Below are 16,504 nucleotides of genomic sequence, written 5' to 3'. Positions count from 1 at the left end.
CGCCGGAACGCCTCTCGGTTCAGCCGCGTGCGCTGCACCACCTGGCCGAAGCGGACACTCTCGGCAACTTGGTAAACGGACTTGGCCAGATCAACGGCAATGCGCTTCATAACGACTCTCCCGCTCAGAAAACCTCGACACCTTGGTATAGAACTGTGGTGTGGGGAGAGTCCATTACAGCATTCAAATCGTTCGCTGCGCTCACTGGGACGGGCTAAAGCCCGCCCCTTAACCAAACGTTATACACACGGTAAAGGTTCAGAATGAATAAAATTTCATCTTTTCTGGTTGCCTGCATTTCTCTATCGTGGTTATACAGATGTATTCCAGTCGACTGGGAGTTTCTGATTCCTGCGGCTATTTTCGCTGCCTGCTCATTTTACTTATATAAAGGCAATAAAATGGCAAGGTGGTGCGCCTTTGCTTTCACCTCGCTAAACATTTTCTCCAATAATCTAGTTATTAATTTAATTGAGGAAAGGCAACATCCAGCATCTCCGATAGAAATACCAATTGAACTACAAATATCTACTGCGATATGTTTGGTTGCGTTACTATTTCTGTTGGCTTCTTTTTGGCTCCCCAAACCGAAAAGCGTATAACAATTGGTTCAAATCGTTCGCTTCGCTCACTGGGACGGGCTAAAGCCCGCCCCTTAACCAACCGTTATGCATTAAGGGCTGCCTGATGTTCCGTATTGAACTCACTGAAAAGCAAATAGCCCTTGAGCAAATTAGAGATTTACTACGAAGTTATGAGAGCTCAGGGCACCCGCCTTCAAAGGCATTCTTGCTAGAACTCCACAAAATCTTATCTCGCCTCAGTGAGAGCTATCCAGAAACCAAAGTAAGCCCCCTATCAATAAAAGCCAGAAAACTTCTCAAAGAGCTCAATCTAAAAAATATTGGTGCATTAGAAAAGAAAATTCGCCGCAAAGAAAACAGACGAAAAAGAAATAAACCCGCGTCAGAAACTTTGCATGCCGCAGAGCCGACCATAGAAAAAAGTGAAGACATGCTCGACTCACGACTACTTTATAAAGGCAGTTTCGGGTCAGGAAAAAGAAGGTAACAGTGAAACCGCGAGCATAAGAATTGGTATATGGACTCTCCCCACAAGTAGTGAGCAATAGCTTTTCGAACCTGTCGTCAGCGCGGTTGCATTCGTATATCCGGCCTGTTGTGGGCGTTCACGCCCTGGCCATTCTGTAGTTCGCGCAGCGGGGGCCAAGCGTTCAATCGATCACGGGGATCATCATTGTTATCGGCCTTGTTCCGCTGCAGGACTCGCCTGTTCCGACAGTTTCGCTATTCACCACAACCACAAGAAAACCATCACCCCTTTACTGATTACCCCCGCCGTCAGGCGGGCTTTACGCTCTGCCAATTGCCATTGAAGCGCCGCTCATGGCACCACACCGCCCAGCAGATCCGCACCAGTTTGTTGGCCAGGGCCACCGCTGCCTTGTTGTGGCCGATACGCTCTGCCGTCTGCACAGCCCAGCGCTGTAACTGCGTCAGCTTTTCCGGTGTACGGGCCTGGCAGCGTCGTGCTGCCAGCAAAGCTGCACGTGAGCCGTGGATCAATAACGTGCGGACATAGACATTACCCTGTCGGCTGATATGGCCGAGTTTGCGGCTATTGCCACTGCTGAACTCACGCGGCGTCATACCCAGCCAGGCGCTGAGCTGGCGACCATTGGCAAAGCGTTCGGGCTTGCCGACGGCGGCAGTGTAAGCGCTCCACAACCCCCACCCTTGCCCCAGAGCAGTGTTTATGGGCGTTTCAAGTCGCAGTGTTGGGCGAGCAGTTCCACGGCAGCAGCGCTTCGTAATCTTCCAGGCGTTGTGCTGCCGGCAGTCGTTCGAGGATGTAGCGCAACCAGGCATAGGGCTCTTGGCCGTTGGCTTTGGCGGTTTCGATCAGGCTGTAGATCTGTGCGCTGGCCGTGGCGCCTTTGGGCGTGTCGCTGAACAGCCAGTTCTTGCGCCCGATTACGAATGGGCGGATGGCGTTTTCGGCGCGGTTGTTGTCGATTGGCAGATTGCCGCCCTCAACATAGCGCACCAGTCGGCTCCAGTTGCTGGTCAGGTAGTTCACTGCTTTGCCCAGGGCGGTTTGCCCGGCCACCCGGGGTTGGGTCTTGTCCAGCCAGGCTTTGAGTTGATCCAGCAGCGGCTGGCTGCGCTGTTGGCGGGCAGCCAGGCGTTCGCTGTCAGGCGCGTCTTTGAGGTCGCGCTCGATGCCGTAGAGTTTGTTGATCAGGTTCAGCGCCATGTCGGCTCGCCCGGTTTTGCCTTTGGGCTGCACTTTTTGCGCGTCGACGAATTTACGCCGCACGTGAGCCCAGCAAGCCAGCCGTTCGATGCCGCCGCGCGCGGCCAAAGCGCTGTAGCCGGCGTAGTCGGGTCAGCAGGTGGCCGCGATAGCCGTCGAGCAGGCGCAGGGGCACGCCCTGCGCGCGGCTGGTGCTGTAGTCGAAGAGGACGACGGGGGTGTCGGGCGGGCCGCCGCTTTGTACCCACATCCAGGATTCTGTGGTGGGATCGCGCCCTGGTTCGTGCAGCACTTGCAGGCGGGTTTCGTCGCAGTGCAGCACGGGGTAGTCCAGCAGCTTGTCGCGCATCAGGTTGAGCAGTGGCTGGAGTTGCTCGCCGCTCTGAATCACCCAGCGCGCCAAGGTCTGGCGAGGGATATCGATACCGTGGCGGCTGAGCATCTTTTCGAAACGGTACAGCGGGATGCCGTCGGCGTATTTGGTGGTCAGCAGCATGGCCTGTACGCTGGGGCTGGCCAGGCTTTTTTCGAGCAGTTGCGCGGGTTTGTCGGCGGTGACCGGCGCGGCTTCGTAGGCCTTGCAGGCGTAGGTCTTGCGCACGTGACGGAGGACGCGCACTTGCATGGGGATGATGTCGAGCTGTTCGCTGGTTTCTTCGCCGATGACGTGCTTGCGGCAACCGCAGGCGCAGGTCAGTTCATGCTCGGGCAGGTCGTGGATGATCTCCACGCGCGGCAGGTTGGTCGGCAGTGGCTTGCGCTTGCCACGGCGTTTGACCGGGGCGACGACTTCTTCGGCTTCGGCTTCGGCTTCGGCTTGCGCTTCAACAGCCTCGGTAGCCGGTTCTCCGATCAGCTCTTCGGCCTCGTTGAACATGGCCAACTGCGGCGAATCAGCCTCTTCAACGCTGCGCTCGGATTTGGGCGAGAACAGTTTGTGGCGCAGTAGGGCGACCTGTTCGCGGAGCTGCTCGATTTCCCCGTCCTTGTCCTTGGCCATTTTGTGTGCCGAAGCCAGCACATCAGCGAGCAATTGCTTGAGCGCTGCAGGATCGTCAGGAAGGGTTTCGGGCATGGTAATCATGCCGTGGATTATACCGGCTCAGGCCACGTAGCGCGGCCTCAGCACCTGATGCGGACGATTGCCCCACAGATCAATACCGTCGAGCAGCCAGTTGAGTTCATCGACCGTCAGCTCAATGGCCTGATCACCGGCATCGGGCTTGGTTTTGAAGCGCTCAGCCTCCAGGCGCTTGAGCCACAGGCAAAAGCCATTGCGCTCCCAGTAGAGGATCTTGACCTGGCTGCGCGTGCGATTGAGGAACACGAACAGCACCGGATTGAACACCTCCACCTTGATGTCCAGCTCGACCAGCGCGGCCAGGCCGTTGATGGATTTACGGAAGTCGACCGGTTTGGGGTAAAGGTAGACTTTTTGCACCTTGGCGTCGGGACGCATCATGGTGAAGCTCCTGTCTGTCGGAAACGGGAGCTCAGCATCCGCAAGTGGATGACTCAGGTGAAGGTGGGGTTTGTGGAGCGCTTACTGATGACCTTGTTTGCCCTGTCGAACCTATGGATGACGCGCCGACATTTGCTGACTACCGCAGGAGAGGTACACCTGTAATGTGAGGAATGGCCGCTACGAGGTGCTCGTGACGGCCAAAAACGAAGAGCTGAGCGGACAACCTGACCGGCTTTGACTGGTCGGTGCTTTCAAAATCGGCAGAGGTCGAAGTCGGCCGGAAATGTCGGGCTATTTCAGACCATCCCTAACAACCTATCGCGCCTAAAGAAGACGCTCTATCGAAAGTGCTTCCTTGCGCCGATCCGCCTTTTATTACTGAATAGATGCATCAAAAAATTTCGAAGCGGCTCTGTCCACTCCGAAAAATAGCTCGGCACCCGGATATCTTTCTTTCATGCGCTGTTTGAACTCAGAAGCTGTGGCTGATTTCACCAGCTCCTGATCAAAAACCAACAAATATTCTTTGGTGAAGTCAATTGCGCTTTTAGAATCAAATTTTTCATTCGCAAAGCTGTGTCCAGGAATGACCATGCCAGGCCTTAGCTGTGTTAGCTTGTCCAAGTTTTCGATCCAAAGCTTTCTACCCTCTTTGGTAGTTTCCACCGTGTACACGTGCATGTTTTTATAAACAAAGTCGCCTGCAATGGCTACTCGCTCATTAGGGAACCATAAGTAGGAATTTTCATCGGTGTCGCCCTGAAGGTTTTTATGTATCTGGATTTTTGTGCCCTCTAAACTCATTTCATTATGGTCAAACCTAGTTATAGCGACCTGACGGGTAGCGGCTTTTTTTCCAAGAATTTCTTTCCACTTATCGAGTTTTTCTTTATAAGCATCTTCGATTCTGTCGGCGACTTTAGAGTTTGCCAAAACCTTGACGCTTGGAAAAGCATCCTTGAAAACTTCCAATCCCAAGAAGTGATCAGGGTGCTCGTGAGTTATATATATACTCTTGAGGTTCTTATTGAGGGTCTTTATTATTTTCAGAACCTCCAGTGCGTTAGCTCGCGTGAGCTGGGCATCAACTAGCAGCAGCTCACTTCTACCTTCGACAATGACAGAGTTAACAAAAAAACCATCGTCCTCCGAGGTGAATACATGAAATTTTAAATCTGGATATTCTAAAGACTGCTGAGCTGCATGAGCTTTTGTTAAGCCTAAAAAAAGCATTACAACCAAAAGCACACTTTTTGATATTGCTTTTCTCATCTCTAATTTTCCTTTGAAAGGATCGCTATTGATGGCGCGGGGCCGCAGAGAGATAACTCTGCAGAACATGTGCCCTAAACTTTGTATTCAATGTAAAAATAGCAAGATTCTTATAATTCAAACTTCCTATGTTCGGTTTGTCTGAATATTTTTTTATGCGTCGGCGTATGTCTCGTATCTTCAATTCCTATGCCTGGTTTTTAAACTTTGCTCCGGAATTAACGCTACGTACTCGATTGTTTACATTAGTTCGTCAAGTTTCGGCCAAGCAGACATCGCAATATCAACAAGGTTGTTAAGGGCTTCGAATGAAGCTCCTGCGGGCGGCAGATTGACGACGCCTTGCAATATGCTGAAGTAGTACCATGCCAATGCCTCTAAATCGACATTTTCTCCGAGTTCCCCTTGCGAAACGCCTGATTTTAAGATTTCTAAAAATACATTATATTGGCGACTAACCCCTTTGTTTACTGAAGCTTGTGCAATTGTCGATAAATCTGCCTTTTCAACACAGCTGCGGAATAGTAGACAACCGGATGGACGCGTCGCGTCAGGATCTCTAGGGAAGAAATCACGTAACAATGCCTCTATACTTGCCTTGGCTGACGGTTTTCGTATTGATTTCATGCGTATGATGACGCGATCTACATAACATTCAAGTGACTCATTGAACAGTCCATCCTTGTCACCGAATCTTTGATAAATGCTAGATCGAGATAGACCTGTAGCTTCCGTCAAGTCACTGATAGATGCCATTGCGAAGCCATGACGCCAGAATACCCCAACAGCGGCGTTGATCACTGTGCTTTCGTCATATTGGGATTTACCGCTCATACGTTCTCCATCTTGAGCCAAGGGTGCTGCTTAGGCCATGCACAACTGTGTTCCCTAGAATCTTGTGTATCATTTGCGCTCATCCTGCCCAGCACCACTTTATCTTCCGCCGATTACCCGGACAGCCAATTGCAAAGCCAATCACTTCTCGAGAGTTCCCAAGGGCAATTTTTTTTGCGCAACTGATTTTCAAAATCAGCCTAATCTTTTTCATTTGAGAGTTCATATCGGTCACACAACCCCAGCGAAGCGTTTTTCGTTCAAGCGTGGGTAGTCGTTGTAGCCAACTGAGCCAGGATTTTCAATGTCGTAGATCGTTTCAGAATTAATGGTATTAAGGAGGGCTCCAACACGAATCCGCTCAACCAAATCCGGATTCGCAATATAGAGGCGACCAAAGCCAACAGCATCGGCTGCCCCGGTCGCCACTGCCTCTTTAGCCATGTCGATATCGAACCCATCATTGACAACACAAACGCCGCTGAACGCCTGCTTAATATCCTGTAAAAGCGCATCTGGCCCAGGTGTTTCCCGAATATACAAAAAGGCTAGGTGACGTTTCCCGAGCTCACGGGCAACGTACCTAAAGGTTTGTGCTGGATCACTGTCTCCGACGTCATGGCTAGGTGAACGTGGGGCCAGGTTGATACTCACACGCCCTGCACCCCATACTGAGACTGCAGCATCGACTACCTCAAGCATAAACCTGGCACGGTTCTCGACCGAACCACCGTATTTATCACTGCGATGATTGGAGCGGTCTTGCAGAAATTGGTCGAGGAGATAACCGTTCGCACCATGTATGGTAACTCCGTCAAAACCAGCCCTTTGCGCGTTAACGGCTGCTGAACGGAATGCTGCCACCCGATCTTGGATCTCTGATTCTGTTAGAGCATGCGGTTCTACATAAGACTGCTTGGGACGGGTAAAAGGAATATGACCTGCTGCCGCAATTGAGCTAGGCGCGACCGGCAGCTCAGTACCAGCGAGGGCCGGATTAGAAACCCTCCCCACATGCCAAAGTTGAGCAAAAATTCTCCCGCCCGCTTCATGGACGGCGTTGGTGACACCGCGCCAGCCTGCAACCTGTGACTCACTCCAGATTCCCGGAACATGGGGGTACGCCACTGCCTCAGGCATGATCGGAATTCCTTCCGAAATAATCAGACCTGCCGATGCGCGTAATCGATAATGCTCGGCCATAATATTGTTGGCTACATTACCCGGCGCGCGAAGTCGGGTGAGCGGGGACATAAAAATACGATTCGGAAGGCTAAGTGCACCGACTGTGATCGGATCAAGAAGGCTTGTCATTTCAAAACCTCGTTATAAAGTTAGATATCTAAGCGATTGGCTTGGCATAAATTAAATTACTTCATCGTTCTTGCGCGAGCTCGCCAAACATTGCTATGTTTTCCAGTAACCATGCTGGCAATGTTCTTGGCGCATGTCCGGTCAATACCTGAACTGTGGAAGTGCTCTCGCTAAGCACCGATTGAGAAAAAATTAGATCCAAGCCAGTTAATACGTCTGCCACTAATTCATTCTTTCCAGACGAAAGCAGATGTTTTCGGTGCTCTGCTAAACTTCGGTGATGATAGCGAACATCCCGCCCCAGAAAAAAAGACAGTTCTTCAGCGATCTTAGGCATGCTCCAAGCATGTTCCCCGGTTAAATGAAAGGCTCGTTGGTAGTCGTTACTATTGGGGTCGAGCAACACAGCGCGAGCACAGTCGGCAATGTCACGCGTATCGATTAGGTTCACCGTTCCGTTTCCAGCGGCACCGCCCCAAGTATCCTTCATAACCGACTCGCCCCCGAGCGCGAGAACGTCGAAGAAAGTTGTAGGGCGTAGCAGTGTGTAACCGATGTCGCAAGTGGACAGGTAAGACTCAATACGCGTATGCCAATCGTATGGGTGCAGCCTCAATGGAGGGCCGAACACGGATAGCTTGACGATGTGGCGTACACCAGCGCCGATGGCAGCATCAATCAAAGCGATTTCGTTTTTAGCCTGCCAAGGTGACGTACCGTGTGCCAAGAACAGTCGTTCAGCGCCCTGCAGCGCATCTTGAAGCGTAGTCAAATTATCAAAATCTACGGTTGCTTGAGCGACATTAGTGGCGAAGTGCGCTGGATCAGGTTTACGCGTAAGTGCAATTAATTTGATCGGATCATTGCTCAACGCATTGATCAAGGCCGATCCCACGCGACCTGTAGCACCGGCGACCGCTATGCGGGGAGTGTGAGCAGAGGTAAGAGATATTTGAGGCACTTCAAGCTCCCGGACGCATCTTGGAATGATCATTCCAGTAAATATGGAATGATCGTTCCGGCGTGTCAAGCTCCGTAAGCTTGTTTTGGCTAGACGACAGCTGATATGGGCTATATCTGGCTTTTTAACTGGCGAACCAACCCCTAGTCATAAAGTGTCGCGATTATCAGGTGCTCAACAGCTGATCCGGGCGTAGGAGGGCGCTGCTCTCACCCCACAATGCATAAGGGCCTGGATTAATGTACTGTAGGAATAGTTGAAATGAAGCATGTCCAGCCTGTACTTTCTTCGTTTGTAAAATCTAGGAAAGATGTTCCTTGAACCACTCAAGCGCAGCAGAGCTTGATTGATCGAATTTTGTGGTATATGGATCGAAATGGCCGCCTTGAATCGTTACGAGTCGCTTTGGTTCAAGGGCGCGCTCGTAGGCCGCCAGTTCAAGATCAGTGAGTGTGATCGTATCTTGAAGGGCGACGACCATTAGTAGCGGCGTAGGGGACACGCGAGCAATCCACGCGCCTGGCTCGTACATGCGAGCAGCGCGAGTCGAGCGTACCGTGACACTGTTTTCCCAAGCGCCGTCGGGCACTGGCTGCAGATAAAAATCGACAGCATCCTTGTCGCGATACGAAGCAGAAACAGCAGGATCAGCAGAGACTATGGTTTGCCTACGCGGCGGCTCGCCTCGTGCCTGCTCACGCTCGTCCGCAGCGAACGCATCCTCGAGAGATAAAACAGCATTAGGCGGGATGCGGCGTTGTCCTTGTTCGAAGCCGCTGATCGTAGGTACCTGCGCCACAACTGCACGTATGCGACGTTCGGTGGCGCCAAGCACAAGTGCATGACCGCCGGCATAGCTTGTGCCCCATAAGCCTATTCGCTTCGCGTCAACGATGTCCTGGTTTTCGAGAAAGCTGATCACACGCCGCCAATCAGCGATCTGGCACCAAGGATCGATATCCTGGCGTGGCGTACCTTCGCTGGCACCAAAGTTGCGATGATCGTGCAGGAGGACGACAAACCCATTGGACGCGAATTTCTCAGCAAATCGCTCTAGGCCATGTTCCTTCACGCCGGCATAACCATGGGCCATTGTGATAGCAGGGTATGGGGCTGTGTCAGCTGTGGGAACGTAAAGCCATCCACGCAGCATGATCCTGCCTTCAGCTTCGACCTCGATATCGGTACGTTCGAACATGTAGATACTCTTTTTAATGGGAATCGGGCAGCACCATAAGCCGTATACCGCTTGCACGGTCTGTTGCTTTAGTCCGTTAATGTAAATCAGCTGCTTGGCCGCTCAAGCTTGAAGAGCTGTCCTCTCCAATTTCTAAGTAGTCTGCTGGCCCAACTCCGCGCAGGATCGGTCGTGCATCAAACGAATGCGTGAAGAGTAATGTTCAGGATGGTAGCTGCATCATCCTGATACCCGTTCGAAAGTGGTTTCGGATCGGAACCCATGAGACCCACGACAGTAAATCGAGCGAGATGTTTGTTAGATCCAAATGTGCTAAACCGTCAAAAGAACAGTGCAGCTCCGGCCTGTTATTTGTTTACCCAAGGCATAGAAAGGTCAATGTCAGAGACTAGCTTTCCGCCGCCGAAGCTCATGTTCTCCAGGGGAACCGCATACATGATCAGGCTGATATCGTCCTGGCTGACGCCCACCATTTCTACCGCATAACGGGTGACCAGCTCCGCGAGCTTGCGTTTTTGCTCCACTGTCCTGCTCGTGCCTATTGTCACCGTTACGACCAGACGCTTATCAGATCTCTCCACTTCAGGAAAAGTCGGATGGATGAAAAGCTCATCGTCCTTGTGCTCACTGATGATGATGAAACGGTCATCCTTGGGCGTATCCATGGCTTCATGAAGAGCGAGATTCAAGACATCCGCCAGCGCGCGTTTCTCTTCGCTAGGGATGGTCTGAAAAAGACTTCCCGAATCTGTTGAAATACGCTGATCCCGCCAGCCGAGTTTTTCCATGAAGCAGATGACCTTCGCCGACGCCGAGTACGCAGGTAAGCGCAAGCAGACCCGCAAAGAATTGTTCCTGATCGAGATGGATCAGGTGGTGCCGTGGAANCGTAGGTCAGTCGGGGTTTACATGACTGATCCTTGCAGCGCTCGTACCAACTTTTATCGACTCATAAATCTCTTATAAATCAATGGCTTAGCAAGTCAATGTAAAGCGTTATTCATGCGCTTTGCATGATGCTCGATTTGCGCAGCATGCAATTTGCACGATCACACTTGGCGGGGCAGCACGACACTGAAGCAGGAGCCTTCGCCCAGACGGCTGGTTAGCTCGATACGACCGCCATGGGCCTGGACGATTTGCTCGCTGATAAACAGGCCCAACCCGAGCCCCTGCGGGGCATTGGCGCCTGAGACGCGCTCGAATTGCTCGAACACTCGCTGCTGATCTTCGGCGCAAATCCCCAGGCCTTGATCGCGTACCTCGGCGCGGACAAACTCATCGCCCACTTTCACCCGAACCGATACCGGCTTGCCCTCGCCATAGCGCAATGCATTGGTGAGCAGGTTGGCCAGCACCTGCTCGATACGAAATTCGTCCATCAGCACTGGCGCTGGGCCATCCACTTCTAGCTCGATATGGTTACCGCTGCTGGCGAATTGCGTGCTCAGGTTTTCCATCACATTGCGGGCCAATACACTGAGGTCGCCTGGCTGCGGCAGTACCGAGAGCTTGCCCGTGCGGATCCGCGAGACGTCCAGCATGTCGTCGATCAGGCGGCTCAGGCTACGGATCTGGCGTTCGTCGCGGCTGATCATCTCGCGCAGTTTGTCCGGGGTGAAGGCGTCCTCGCGACCTTGCTCCAGGCGCATCCTGCGCAGTTGTACGTCGAGGATCAGGCCGTTGAGCGGTGTACGCAGCTCATGGGAGGCAATTGACATGAAGGTGTCGCGCATCTGCACGGCTTTTTGCAGTTCGGCCTGGGTTTCGCGCAGTTCGTCGAGTAGCGACTCCTGTTCTCGGCGCGCCGCTTCCACCGCCTCTAGCTGTTGGCTCAGTGCCTTACGGTGGCGATACAGTTCGACGAACATCGCCACCTTGCTGCGCACTTCGAAGGGCGACAGGGGTTTGTGCAGGAAGTCCACCGCGCCACTCTCATAACCGCGAAAGGCGTAGTCCATGTCGCGGCCGACGGCGCTGGCGAAGATGATCGGGATGCGCTTGGTCTTTTCTGTACCCCGCATCAGCTCGGCCAGTTCGAAGCCGTTCATGCCGGGCATTTTCACGTCGAGGATGGCCAGGGCAAATTCGTGTTCGAGCAGCAGCGACAGTGCTTCGTCGGCACTGCCGGCCTGGAAGATGATGCGATCCTCGGTTTGGATCAGTGAGTGCAGTGCCAGTAAGTTTTCCGGCAAGTCGTCGACCAGCAGGACCTTGGCTTCGATCTTTCTCAGCATGAGAGGTCGTCCAGTTCAGCCAGCAGCAGGCGCATGCTGGCAAGGGGCAGGAGATAGTCCGGTTGCAGCAGCGCCAGAGCTGCTTCTGGCATGGTCGGCACCAAGGCGTCGGATGGCGTTTGTACCAGGGTCAGCCCTCCTGCCTGTTGGATGGCCAGCAGACCTGCTGCGCCATCCTCGTTGGCGCCGGTGAGCAAGGCTCCGGCCAACTGGGCGGCGTAAGTATCTGCGGCAGATTCGAACAGAATGTCGATCGATGGCCGCGAGAAATGCCGGGGCTCCTCGCGACTGAGAGAAAAGCTGCGATCGCTTTCGATGGACAGGTGATAACCACCTGGCGCCACGTAGACCATGCCACGGCGCAGGTACTCTTTGTCTTCGGCTTCCTTGACCGGCAGCCGCAGGCGGCGGGCGAGCAGCTCGGCCAGCAGGCTGTCGTTACGATCCGGTACGTGCAGCAGGCACACCACCGGCAGACGGTAATCCGGCGGCAGCTCTGCGAGTAGGGTTAGCAGTGCTTCCACGCCACCTGCCGAGGCGCCGATCACCAGCGCTTGCAAGGGCGCACGAGGTTGTTCGCGTAGAGCACGCCGCTGCTCGCTCATCGCTTGCGGAAGATTCGCTCGGGGCGTGAAACCGCCTCGAATTGCTGGGCATATGCGGAGAAGTCCAGGCTCTCCTTGCTGCCTAGGCCGAGAAAACCGCGGTGGCAGAGCGATTCGTGGAACAGGCCAAGGGCGCGATCCTGCAGGTCGCGGTTGAAGTAGATCAGCACGTTGCGGCACGACACCAGATGGGTTTCGGCGAACACGCTGTCGGTGGCCAGGCTGTGGTCGGCGAATGTCACGTTGGCGCGTAGCGACTTATCGAACAGCACGCGGTCATAAGCTGCCGAGTAGTAGTCGGAGAACGCTCGCTTACCGCCGGAGAGCTGGTAGTTCTGCGTGTAGGTACGCAGGTGGTCGAGGGAGAAGATGCCTTGTGCGGCTTTCTCCAGTGAGTGCGGGTTGATGTCCGTGGCGTAGATCATGCTGCGTTCGAGCAGGCCTTCCTCGTGCAGCAGGATGGCCAGGGAGTACACCTCTTCGCCGGTGCTGCAGCCTGCCACCCAGATTTTCGGCGACGGGTAGGTGTGCAGCAGCGGCACCACCTGCTCGCGCAGGGCGAGGAAGTATGTGGGGTCGCGGAACATCTCGCTGACCGGGATGGTGAGGTACTGCAAGAGCTGCATAAAGGCCGCAGGCTCGTACAGGATGCGCTCCTGCAGTGCCGAGATGCTTGAGCACCCCAACTGCGCTTGTGCCTGACGCACACGACGTTTCAGCGACGCCTTGGAGTAGTCGCGAAAGTCGTAGTTGTAGCGCAGGTAGATCGCTTCGATCAGCAGGCGTAGCTCGATCTCGTCGGGCATTACAAGCGCTCCAGTTTGGGCATCCACACGCGAATCAGAGAGAACAGGCGGGCCAGGTCGATAGGTTTGGCCAGGTAGTCGTTGGCGCCGGCCTCGCGGCAGCGCTCCTGGTCATCCTTCATCGCCTTGGCGGTGACCGCGATGATCGGCAGGTTTTTCCAGCGCGCTTGCTGGCGGATTTGCCGGGTGGCTTCGTAGCCGTCCATCTCCGGCATCATCACGTCCATCAGCACCAGGTCGATGTCATCGTGCTCACGCAGCTTGGCCAGTGCTTCATAGCCGTTACGCGCCACTTCGATGGAGGCGCCCTTCTGCTCCAGCGCGCTGGAGAGGGCGAAGATGTTGCGCACGTCGTCATCGACCAGCAGCAGTCGCCGCCCTTCGAACTGTTTGTCACGGTTGCGCGCGGTTTTGAGCATGCGTTGATGTTCGCTGGACAGGTCAGCTTCGACCTTGTGCAGGAACAGGGTGACTTCATCGAGCAGGCGCTCCGGTGAGCGCGCCCCCTTGATGATGATGGAGCGCGAGTATTTGAGCAGCTCGGCTTCTTCATCACGCGTCAGGTTGCGCCCGGTGTAGACGATCACCGGAGGGAAGGAGCAGATGTCTTCTTCGGCCATGCGCCGCAACAGCTCGTTGCCGTGCATATCGGGCAGCTTGAGGTCGATGATCATGCAATCGAAAACGGTGTCGCGCAGTTTATCCAGGGCCTGATTTGCCAGTGCAACGGCGGTGATCTCGACATCTTCGTCGCCGATCAGGCGGGCAACGCTATCGCGCTGCAAGGGGTCGTCTTCGACCAGCAGCACGCGTTTGACCTGCTGGTTGAGCTTGGCTTCGAGCTTGCCGAAGACGTCCTTGAGTTGCTCGCGGCTGGTGGGTTTGAGTGCGTAACCTACCGCCCCCAGATGCAGGGCGGCTTCGCTATGGTCGTCTACCGAGACCACGTGAACCGGAATGTGGCGGGTCTGGGTGTCGTCTTTCAGGCGTTGCAGCACGGCCAGGCCTGAGCCGTCGGGTAGGCGCATGTCGAGCAGAATGGCGTCCGGGCGGTGCTGGCGCGCTAGCTCTAGGGCTTCATTGGCGCTGGTGGCTACCAGGCAGGCGTAGCCCAGCTCATGGGCCAGGTCGAAGAGGATGCGGGCGAAGCGTGTTTCGTCCTCGACCACCAGCACACAGCGTCCAGTACGCTCGTCGAGGTGCTCGCGATCATCTGCAAAAGGCGCAGGGGAGCGTGGTTGTGTGGGCTCGGTGAGTGCTACTACAGGTGCTGTCGGCAACTCTAATGGTGGCGGCGCGAGGGCGCTGGGCTTGGCGCTGTTGCCACTCTCGGTCATCCGCTCGGGCAGCAGCAGGGTGAAGCTGCTGCCTTCGTTCGGCACGCTGTGGACGCTGATCGAGCCGCCGAGCAGCGCGGCCAGATCGCGAGAAATCGACAGGCCCAGACCGGTACCGCCATGGCGCCGGTTGGTGGTGCCGTCGGCCTGGCGGAAGGCCTGGAAGATCACGTCTTGTTGATCTGGGGCGATGCCGATGCCGCTGTCGCGTACGACGAAGGCCAGAGTTTGCTCATCGTGGCGCGAGATGTTGAGCGTCACGCCGCCGTGGTCGGTGAATTTGAATGCATTGGACAGCAGGTTGCGCAGAATCTGTTCGGCACGCTGGCGGTCAGTGAAGAGCATGTGCGGCAGGTTGTCCTGCTGCTCAATCACGAAGCTCAGGCCGCGCTCACTGGCCAGTGGCGTGAATACATCACGCAGTCCCTCGACCATGTTGGCCAGCGCGGTACGCTCGGGGCGCACCTCAAGCTTGCCGGCTTCGACCTTGGCGATGTCGAGGATGTCGTTGATCAGGTTGAGCAGGTCATTGCCGGCCGAATAGATCGACTCGGCGAATTTCACTTGCTCGTCGTTGAGATTGCCCTTGCCGTTCTCCGCCAGCAGCTTGGCCAGGATCAGCGAGCTGTTGAGCGGTGTGCGCAGCTCGTGGCTCATGTTGGCGAGGAACTCGGATTTATAGCGACTGGCGCGTTGCAGTTCTTCGGCGCGTTCTTCCAGTTGCGTCTGGATGCGGCCCAGGGCGGTGTTGCGCTGATCGAGCTCGTCGCGCTGGTCGGCGAGGGTCTGCGCCTGCTCGGCGAGCTTCTCGTTGGTCTGTTCCAGCTCGGCCTGCTGGGTCTCCAGATGCGCCTGGGACTCCTTGAGTACGCGAGCCTGTTGTTCCAACTCCTCGTTGGCGGCGCGCAGTTCTTCCTGCTGGGTCTGCAACTCTTCGTTGAGCTGTTGGGTTTCGCTGAGTACCTCTTGCAGGCGTTGGCGATAGCGTGCGGCTTCCAGTGTCATGCCTATGTGGCTGGCGATGGCCTCCAGCAGTTCGCGCTCATGGGCTTGTAGCGGGCGCAGGAACGCCAGCTCGATGATGCCGTTGACGCGCTCTTCGGACTGCAGTGGTACCAGCGCGATACTGACCGGTTGGCTCTCGCCCAGAGCGGAGGCGACCTTGATGTAGTCGGTCGGCAGATCCTCTAGATAGACCAGTTGCTTGCCTCTGGCTGCCTGCCCGACCAGCCCTTCACCCTGGTAAAAGTGCTCTTTGACGTTGGCGTTATCACTGAACCCGTAGCCGGAGACACGTTGCAGAGCGCCACTGTGGGCATCACGCAAATACAGCGCGGCAACCACGCAGCCCAGGTATTGCGCGAGAAACTCCAGCGAGCGGTCGGCAAGCTCGCCCACATATGGCTGACCGAGCAGGCGTTCTGCCAACTGGTTCTGGCCATCGCCAAGCCAGGCGCGGCGGCGCTGCTCTTCGGCGTACTCAGCCTGCAGGCTCATGGCTTGAGAGTAGGTCTGCGAGAGATTGACCAGCTCGCGCCGCCCAAACAGTGCTAACAAGCCGCTGAACAGGATGCTGATGGTCAGGTAGGCGCCAGCACCCCAGGTCGTGATATCGCTGACCTTGGCATTACGTTGCTGGCGTAGCGTGCGCTCATTACTGATGAAGCTGGTCAGCTCCTCGCGAATATCATCGGTCAGATTCTTGCCACGGCCGCGTTTCACATCGTCTGTGACGTCAGCATTGGCGCGACGCTCTGCAATCATTTCCTGGGCATACAGGTCCCATTGTTCCTGCAGCACTTGCAGGCGTTGTATATAGGGGATCTGAGATGGGTTATCGGAGACCATCTCGATGAGCTGATTGGTACGCGGACGCAGCTCGTCACGTGCCAGCTCGTAAGGCGCGAGGTACTCCTCATTCCCGCTGAGCATGAAGCCGCGTAGGCCGGTTTCCATGTCGAGCGTCATGCGGTACAGCTCGCTGGCACGGTTGAGCACCTGATCGGTGTGCTCGACCCAGCGAATCACGTTGAGCAGGTAGCCGATGACCACAGCGAAAAACAGAGCGCTGGCCAGTCCCAGGCCAAGCGGCAGGGCAAAATTACGATTGAGGATGCGACGAAAGCTTGCCTCGTCCATGGCGGACTCATTCGACACTGGGACGTCCATTCGATGATTGTCTCGCTGCTTTATGTAGA

12 protein-coding genes and 4 pseudogenes are annotated in these 16,504 nt (G+C 55.3%); 2 read left to right on the top strand and 14 right to left on the bottom strand.

Features of this window, described 5'->3' with window-relative positions; all coding sequences use genetic code 11:
• A pseudogene (locus tag AERO9A_RS09375) lies at positions 1–110 on the bottom strand (IS110 family transposase); the annotation flags it as partial.
• Positions 111–687: 577 nt separating this feature from the next.
• Between AERO9A_RS09375 and AERO9A_RS09370 the strand changes: the two are divergent.
• Complete coding sequence (locus AERO9A_RS09370) at positions 688–1,071, top strand: hypothetical protein (RefSeq protein WP_159971623.1); 384 nt, start codon at positions 688–690, stop codon at positions 1,069–1,071.
• Positions 1,072–1,361: 290 nt separating this feature from the next.
• Here the strand turns inward: AERO9A_RS09370 and AERO9A_RS09365 are convergent.
• From AERO9A_RS09365 to AERO9A_RS09325, 9 genes and pseudogenes are all read right to left on the bottom strand, one after another.
• Positions 1,362–1,742 (bottom strand): annotated as a pseudogene (locus AERO9A_RS09365) (transposase); the annotation flags it as partial.
• Between the two features lie 43 nt (positions 1,743–1,785).
• Positions 1,786–3,361, bottom strand: a pseudogene (locus AERO9A_RS09360) (IS66 family transposase).
• A gap of 18 nt (positions 3,362–3,379) precedes the next feature.
• Positions 3,380–3,739 (bottom strand): IS66 family insertion sequence element accessory protein TnpB, encoded by a 360-nt coding sequence (gene tnpB / locus AERO9A_RS09355; protein WP_256665890.1) that lies wholly within the window; start codon positions 3,737–3,739, stop codon positions 3,380–3,382.
• A gap of 378 nt (positions 3,740–4,117) precedes the next feature.
• Entirely contained in the window at positions 4,118–5,014 is an 897-nt protein-coding gene (locus tag AERO9A_RS09350; protein WP_159971622.1) for an MBL fold metallo-hydrolase, read from the bottom strand.
• A gap of 240 nt (positions 5,015–5,254) precedes the next feature.
• Positions 5,255–5,848, bottom strand: coding sequence for a TetR/AcrR family transcriptional regulator (locus AERO9A_RS09345; RefSeq protein ID WP_159971621.1), 594 nt, complete (start codon positions 5,846–5,848; stop codon positions 5,255–5,257).
• Between the two features lie 231 nt (positions 5,849–6,079).
• Entirely contained in the window at positions 6,080–7,162 is a 1,083-nt protein-coding gene (locus AERO9A_RS09340; RefSeq protein WP_159971620.1) for an alkene reductase, read from the bottom strand.
• 61 nt (positions 7,163–7,223) lie between these two features.
• The gene (locus AERO9A_RS09335; protein ID WP_256665889.1) at positions 7,224–8,123 is read right to left on the bottom strand and encodes an NAD(P)H-binding protein; all 900 of its coding nucleotides are present in this window, start codon (positions 8,121–8,123) and stop codon (positions 7,224–7,226) included.
• Positions 8,124–8,424: 301 nt separating this feature from the next.
• A complete protein-coding gene (locus tag AERO9A_RS09330) occupies positions 8,425–9,321 on the bottom strand; it encodes an alpha/beta hydrolase (protein WP_159971618.1) in 897 nt (298 codons plus the stop codon).
• 347 nt (positions 9,322–9,668) lie between these two features.
• Entirely contained in the window at positions 9,669–10,109 is a 441-nt protein-coding gene (locus AERO9A_RS09325) for a tautomerase family protein (RefSeq protein WP_256665888.1), read from the bottom strand.
• Here AERO9A_RS09325 and AERO9A_RS09320 point away from each other — a divergent pair.
• Positions 10,108–10,208 (top strand): annotated as a pseudogene (locus AERO9A_RS09320) (IS5/IS1182 family transposase); the annotation flags it as partial. The gene AERO9A_RS09325 and the pseudogene AERO9A_RS09320 sit on opposite strands and share 2 nt — an antisense overlap.
• 162 nt (positions 10,209–10,370) lie before the next feature.
• On the opposite strand, the gene AERO9A_RS09315 reads toward AERO9A_RS09320, so the two are convergent.
• Genes AERO9A_RS09315 through AERO9A_RS09300 form a run of 4 tightly spaced genes read right to left on the bottom strand, consistent with a single transcriptional unit; the run spans position 10,371 to position 16,445 of the window.
• Positions 10,371–11,558 (bottom strand): hybrid sensor histidine kinase/response regulator, encoded by a 1,188-nt coding sequence (locus AERO9A_RS09315; protein WP_159971617.1) that lies wholly within the window; start codon positions 11,556–11,558, stop codon positions 10,371–10,373.
• On the bottom strand, positions 11,552–12,163 hold the full coding sequence (locus AERO9A_RS09310; protein WP_159971616.1) for a chemotaxis protein CheB: 612 nt from the start codon (positions 12,161–12,163) through the stop codon (positions 11,552–11,554). Before AERO9A_RS09310 ends, AERO9A_RS09315 begins: the two co-directional genes overlap by 7 nt.
• Positions 12,160–12,969, bottom strand: coding sequence for a protein-glutamate O-methyltransferase CheR (locus AERO9A_RS09305; RefSeq protein ID WP_159971615.1), 810 nt, complete (start codon positions 12,967–12,969; stop codon positions 12,160–12,162). Before AERO9A_RS09305 ends, AERO9A_RS09310 begins: the two co-directional genes overlap by 4 nt.
• Positions 12,969–16,445, bottom strand: a complete 3,477-nt coding sequence (locus tag AERO9A_RS09300; protein WP_178111113.1) for a response regulator — start codon at positions 16,443–16,445, stop codon at positions 12,969–12,971. Before AERO9A_RS09300 ends, AERO9A_RS09305 begins: the two co-directional genes overlap by 1 nt.
• Positions 16,446–16,504: the final 59 nt, after the last annotated feature.

This window comes from Pseudomonas sp. 8Z, assembly GCF_902506535.1.
In the GTDB taxonomy this organism is placed as follows: domain Bacteria; phylum Pseudomonadota; class Gammaproteobacteria; order Pseudomonadales; family Pseudomonadaceae; genus Aquipseudomonas.
The sequence above is the reverse complement of the archived record's forward strand: the minus strand, read 5'-3'. Positions and strand labels throughout refer to the sequence as shown.

Bases quoted from the DNA above. Each gene is read 5' to 3' on its own strand.
- AERO9A_RS09370 (WP_159971623.1), top strand. From the start codon at position 688: ATGTTCCGTATTGAACTCACTGAAAAGCAAATAGCCCTTGAGCAAATT.
- tnpB (WP_256665890.1), bottom strand. From the start codon at position 3,739: ATGATGCGTCCCGACGCCAAGGTGCAAAAAGTCTACCTTTACCCCAAA.
- AERO9A_RS09350 (WP_159971622.1), bottom strand. From the start codon at position 5,014: ATGAGAAAAGCAATATCAAAAAGTGTGCTTTTGGTTGTAATGCTTTTT.
- AERO9A_RS09345 (WP_159971621.1), bottom strand. From the start codon at position 5,848: ATGAGCGGTAAATCCCAATATGACGAAAGCACAGTGATCAACGCCGCT.
- AERO9A_RS09340 (WP_159971620.1), bottom strand. From the start codon at position 7,162: ATGACAAGCCTTCTTGATCCGATCACAGTCGGTGCACTTAGCCTTCCG.
- AERO9A_RS09330 (WP_159971618.1), bottom strand. From the start codon at position 9,321: ATGTTCGAACGTACCGATATCGAGGTCGAAGCTGAAGGCAGGATCATG.
- AERO9A_RS09325 (WP_256665888.1), bottom strand. From the start codon at position 10,109: ATGGAAAAACTCGGCTGGCGGGATCAGCGTATTTCAACAGATTCGGGA.
- AERO9A_RS09315 (WP_159971617.1), bottom strand. From the start codon at position 11,558: ATGCTGAGAAAGATCGAAGCCAAGGTCCTGCTGGTCGACGACTTGCCG.
- AERO9A_RS09310 (WP_159971616.1), bottom strand. From the start codon at position 12,163: ATGAGCGAGCAGCGGCGTGCTCTACGCGAACAACCTCGTGCGCCCTTG.
- AERO9A_RS09305 (WP_159971615.1), bottom strand. From the start codon at position 12,969: ATGCCCGACGAGATCGAGCTACGCCTGCTGATCGAAGCGATCTACCTG.
- AERO9A_RS09300 (WP_178111113.1), bottom strand. From the start codon at position 16,445: ATGGACGAGGCAAGCTTTCGTCGCATCCTCAATCGTAATTTTGCCCTG.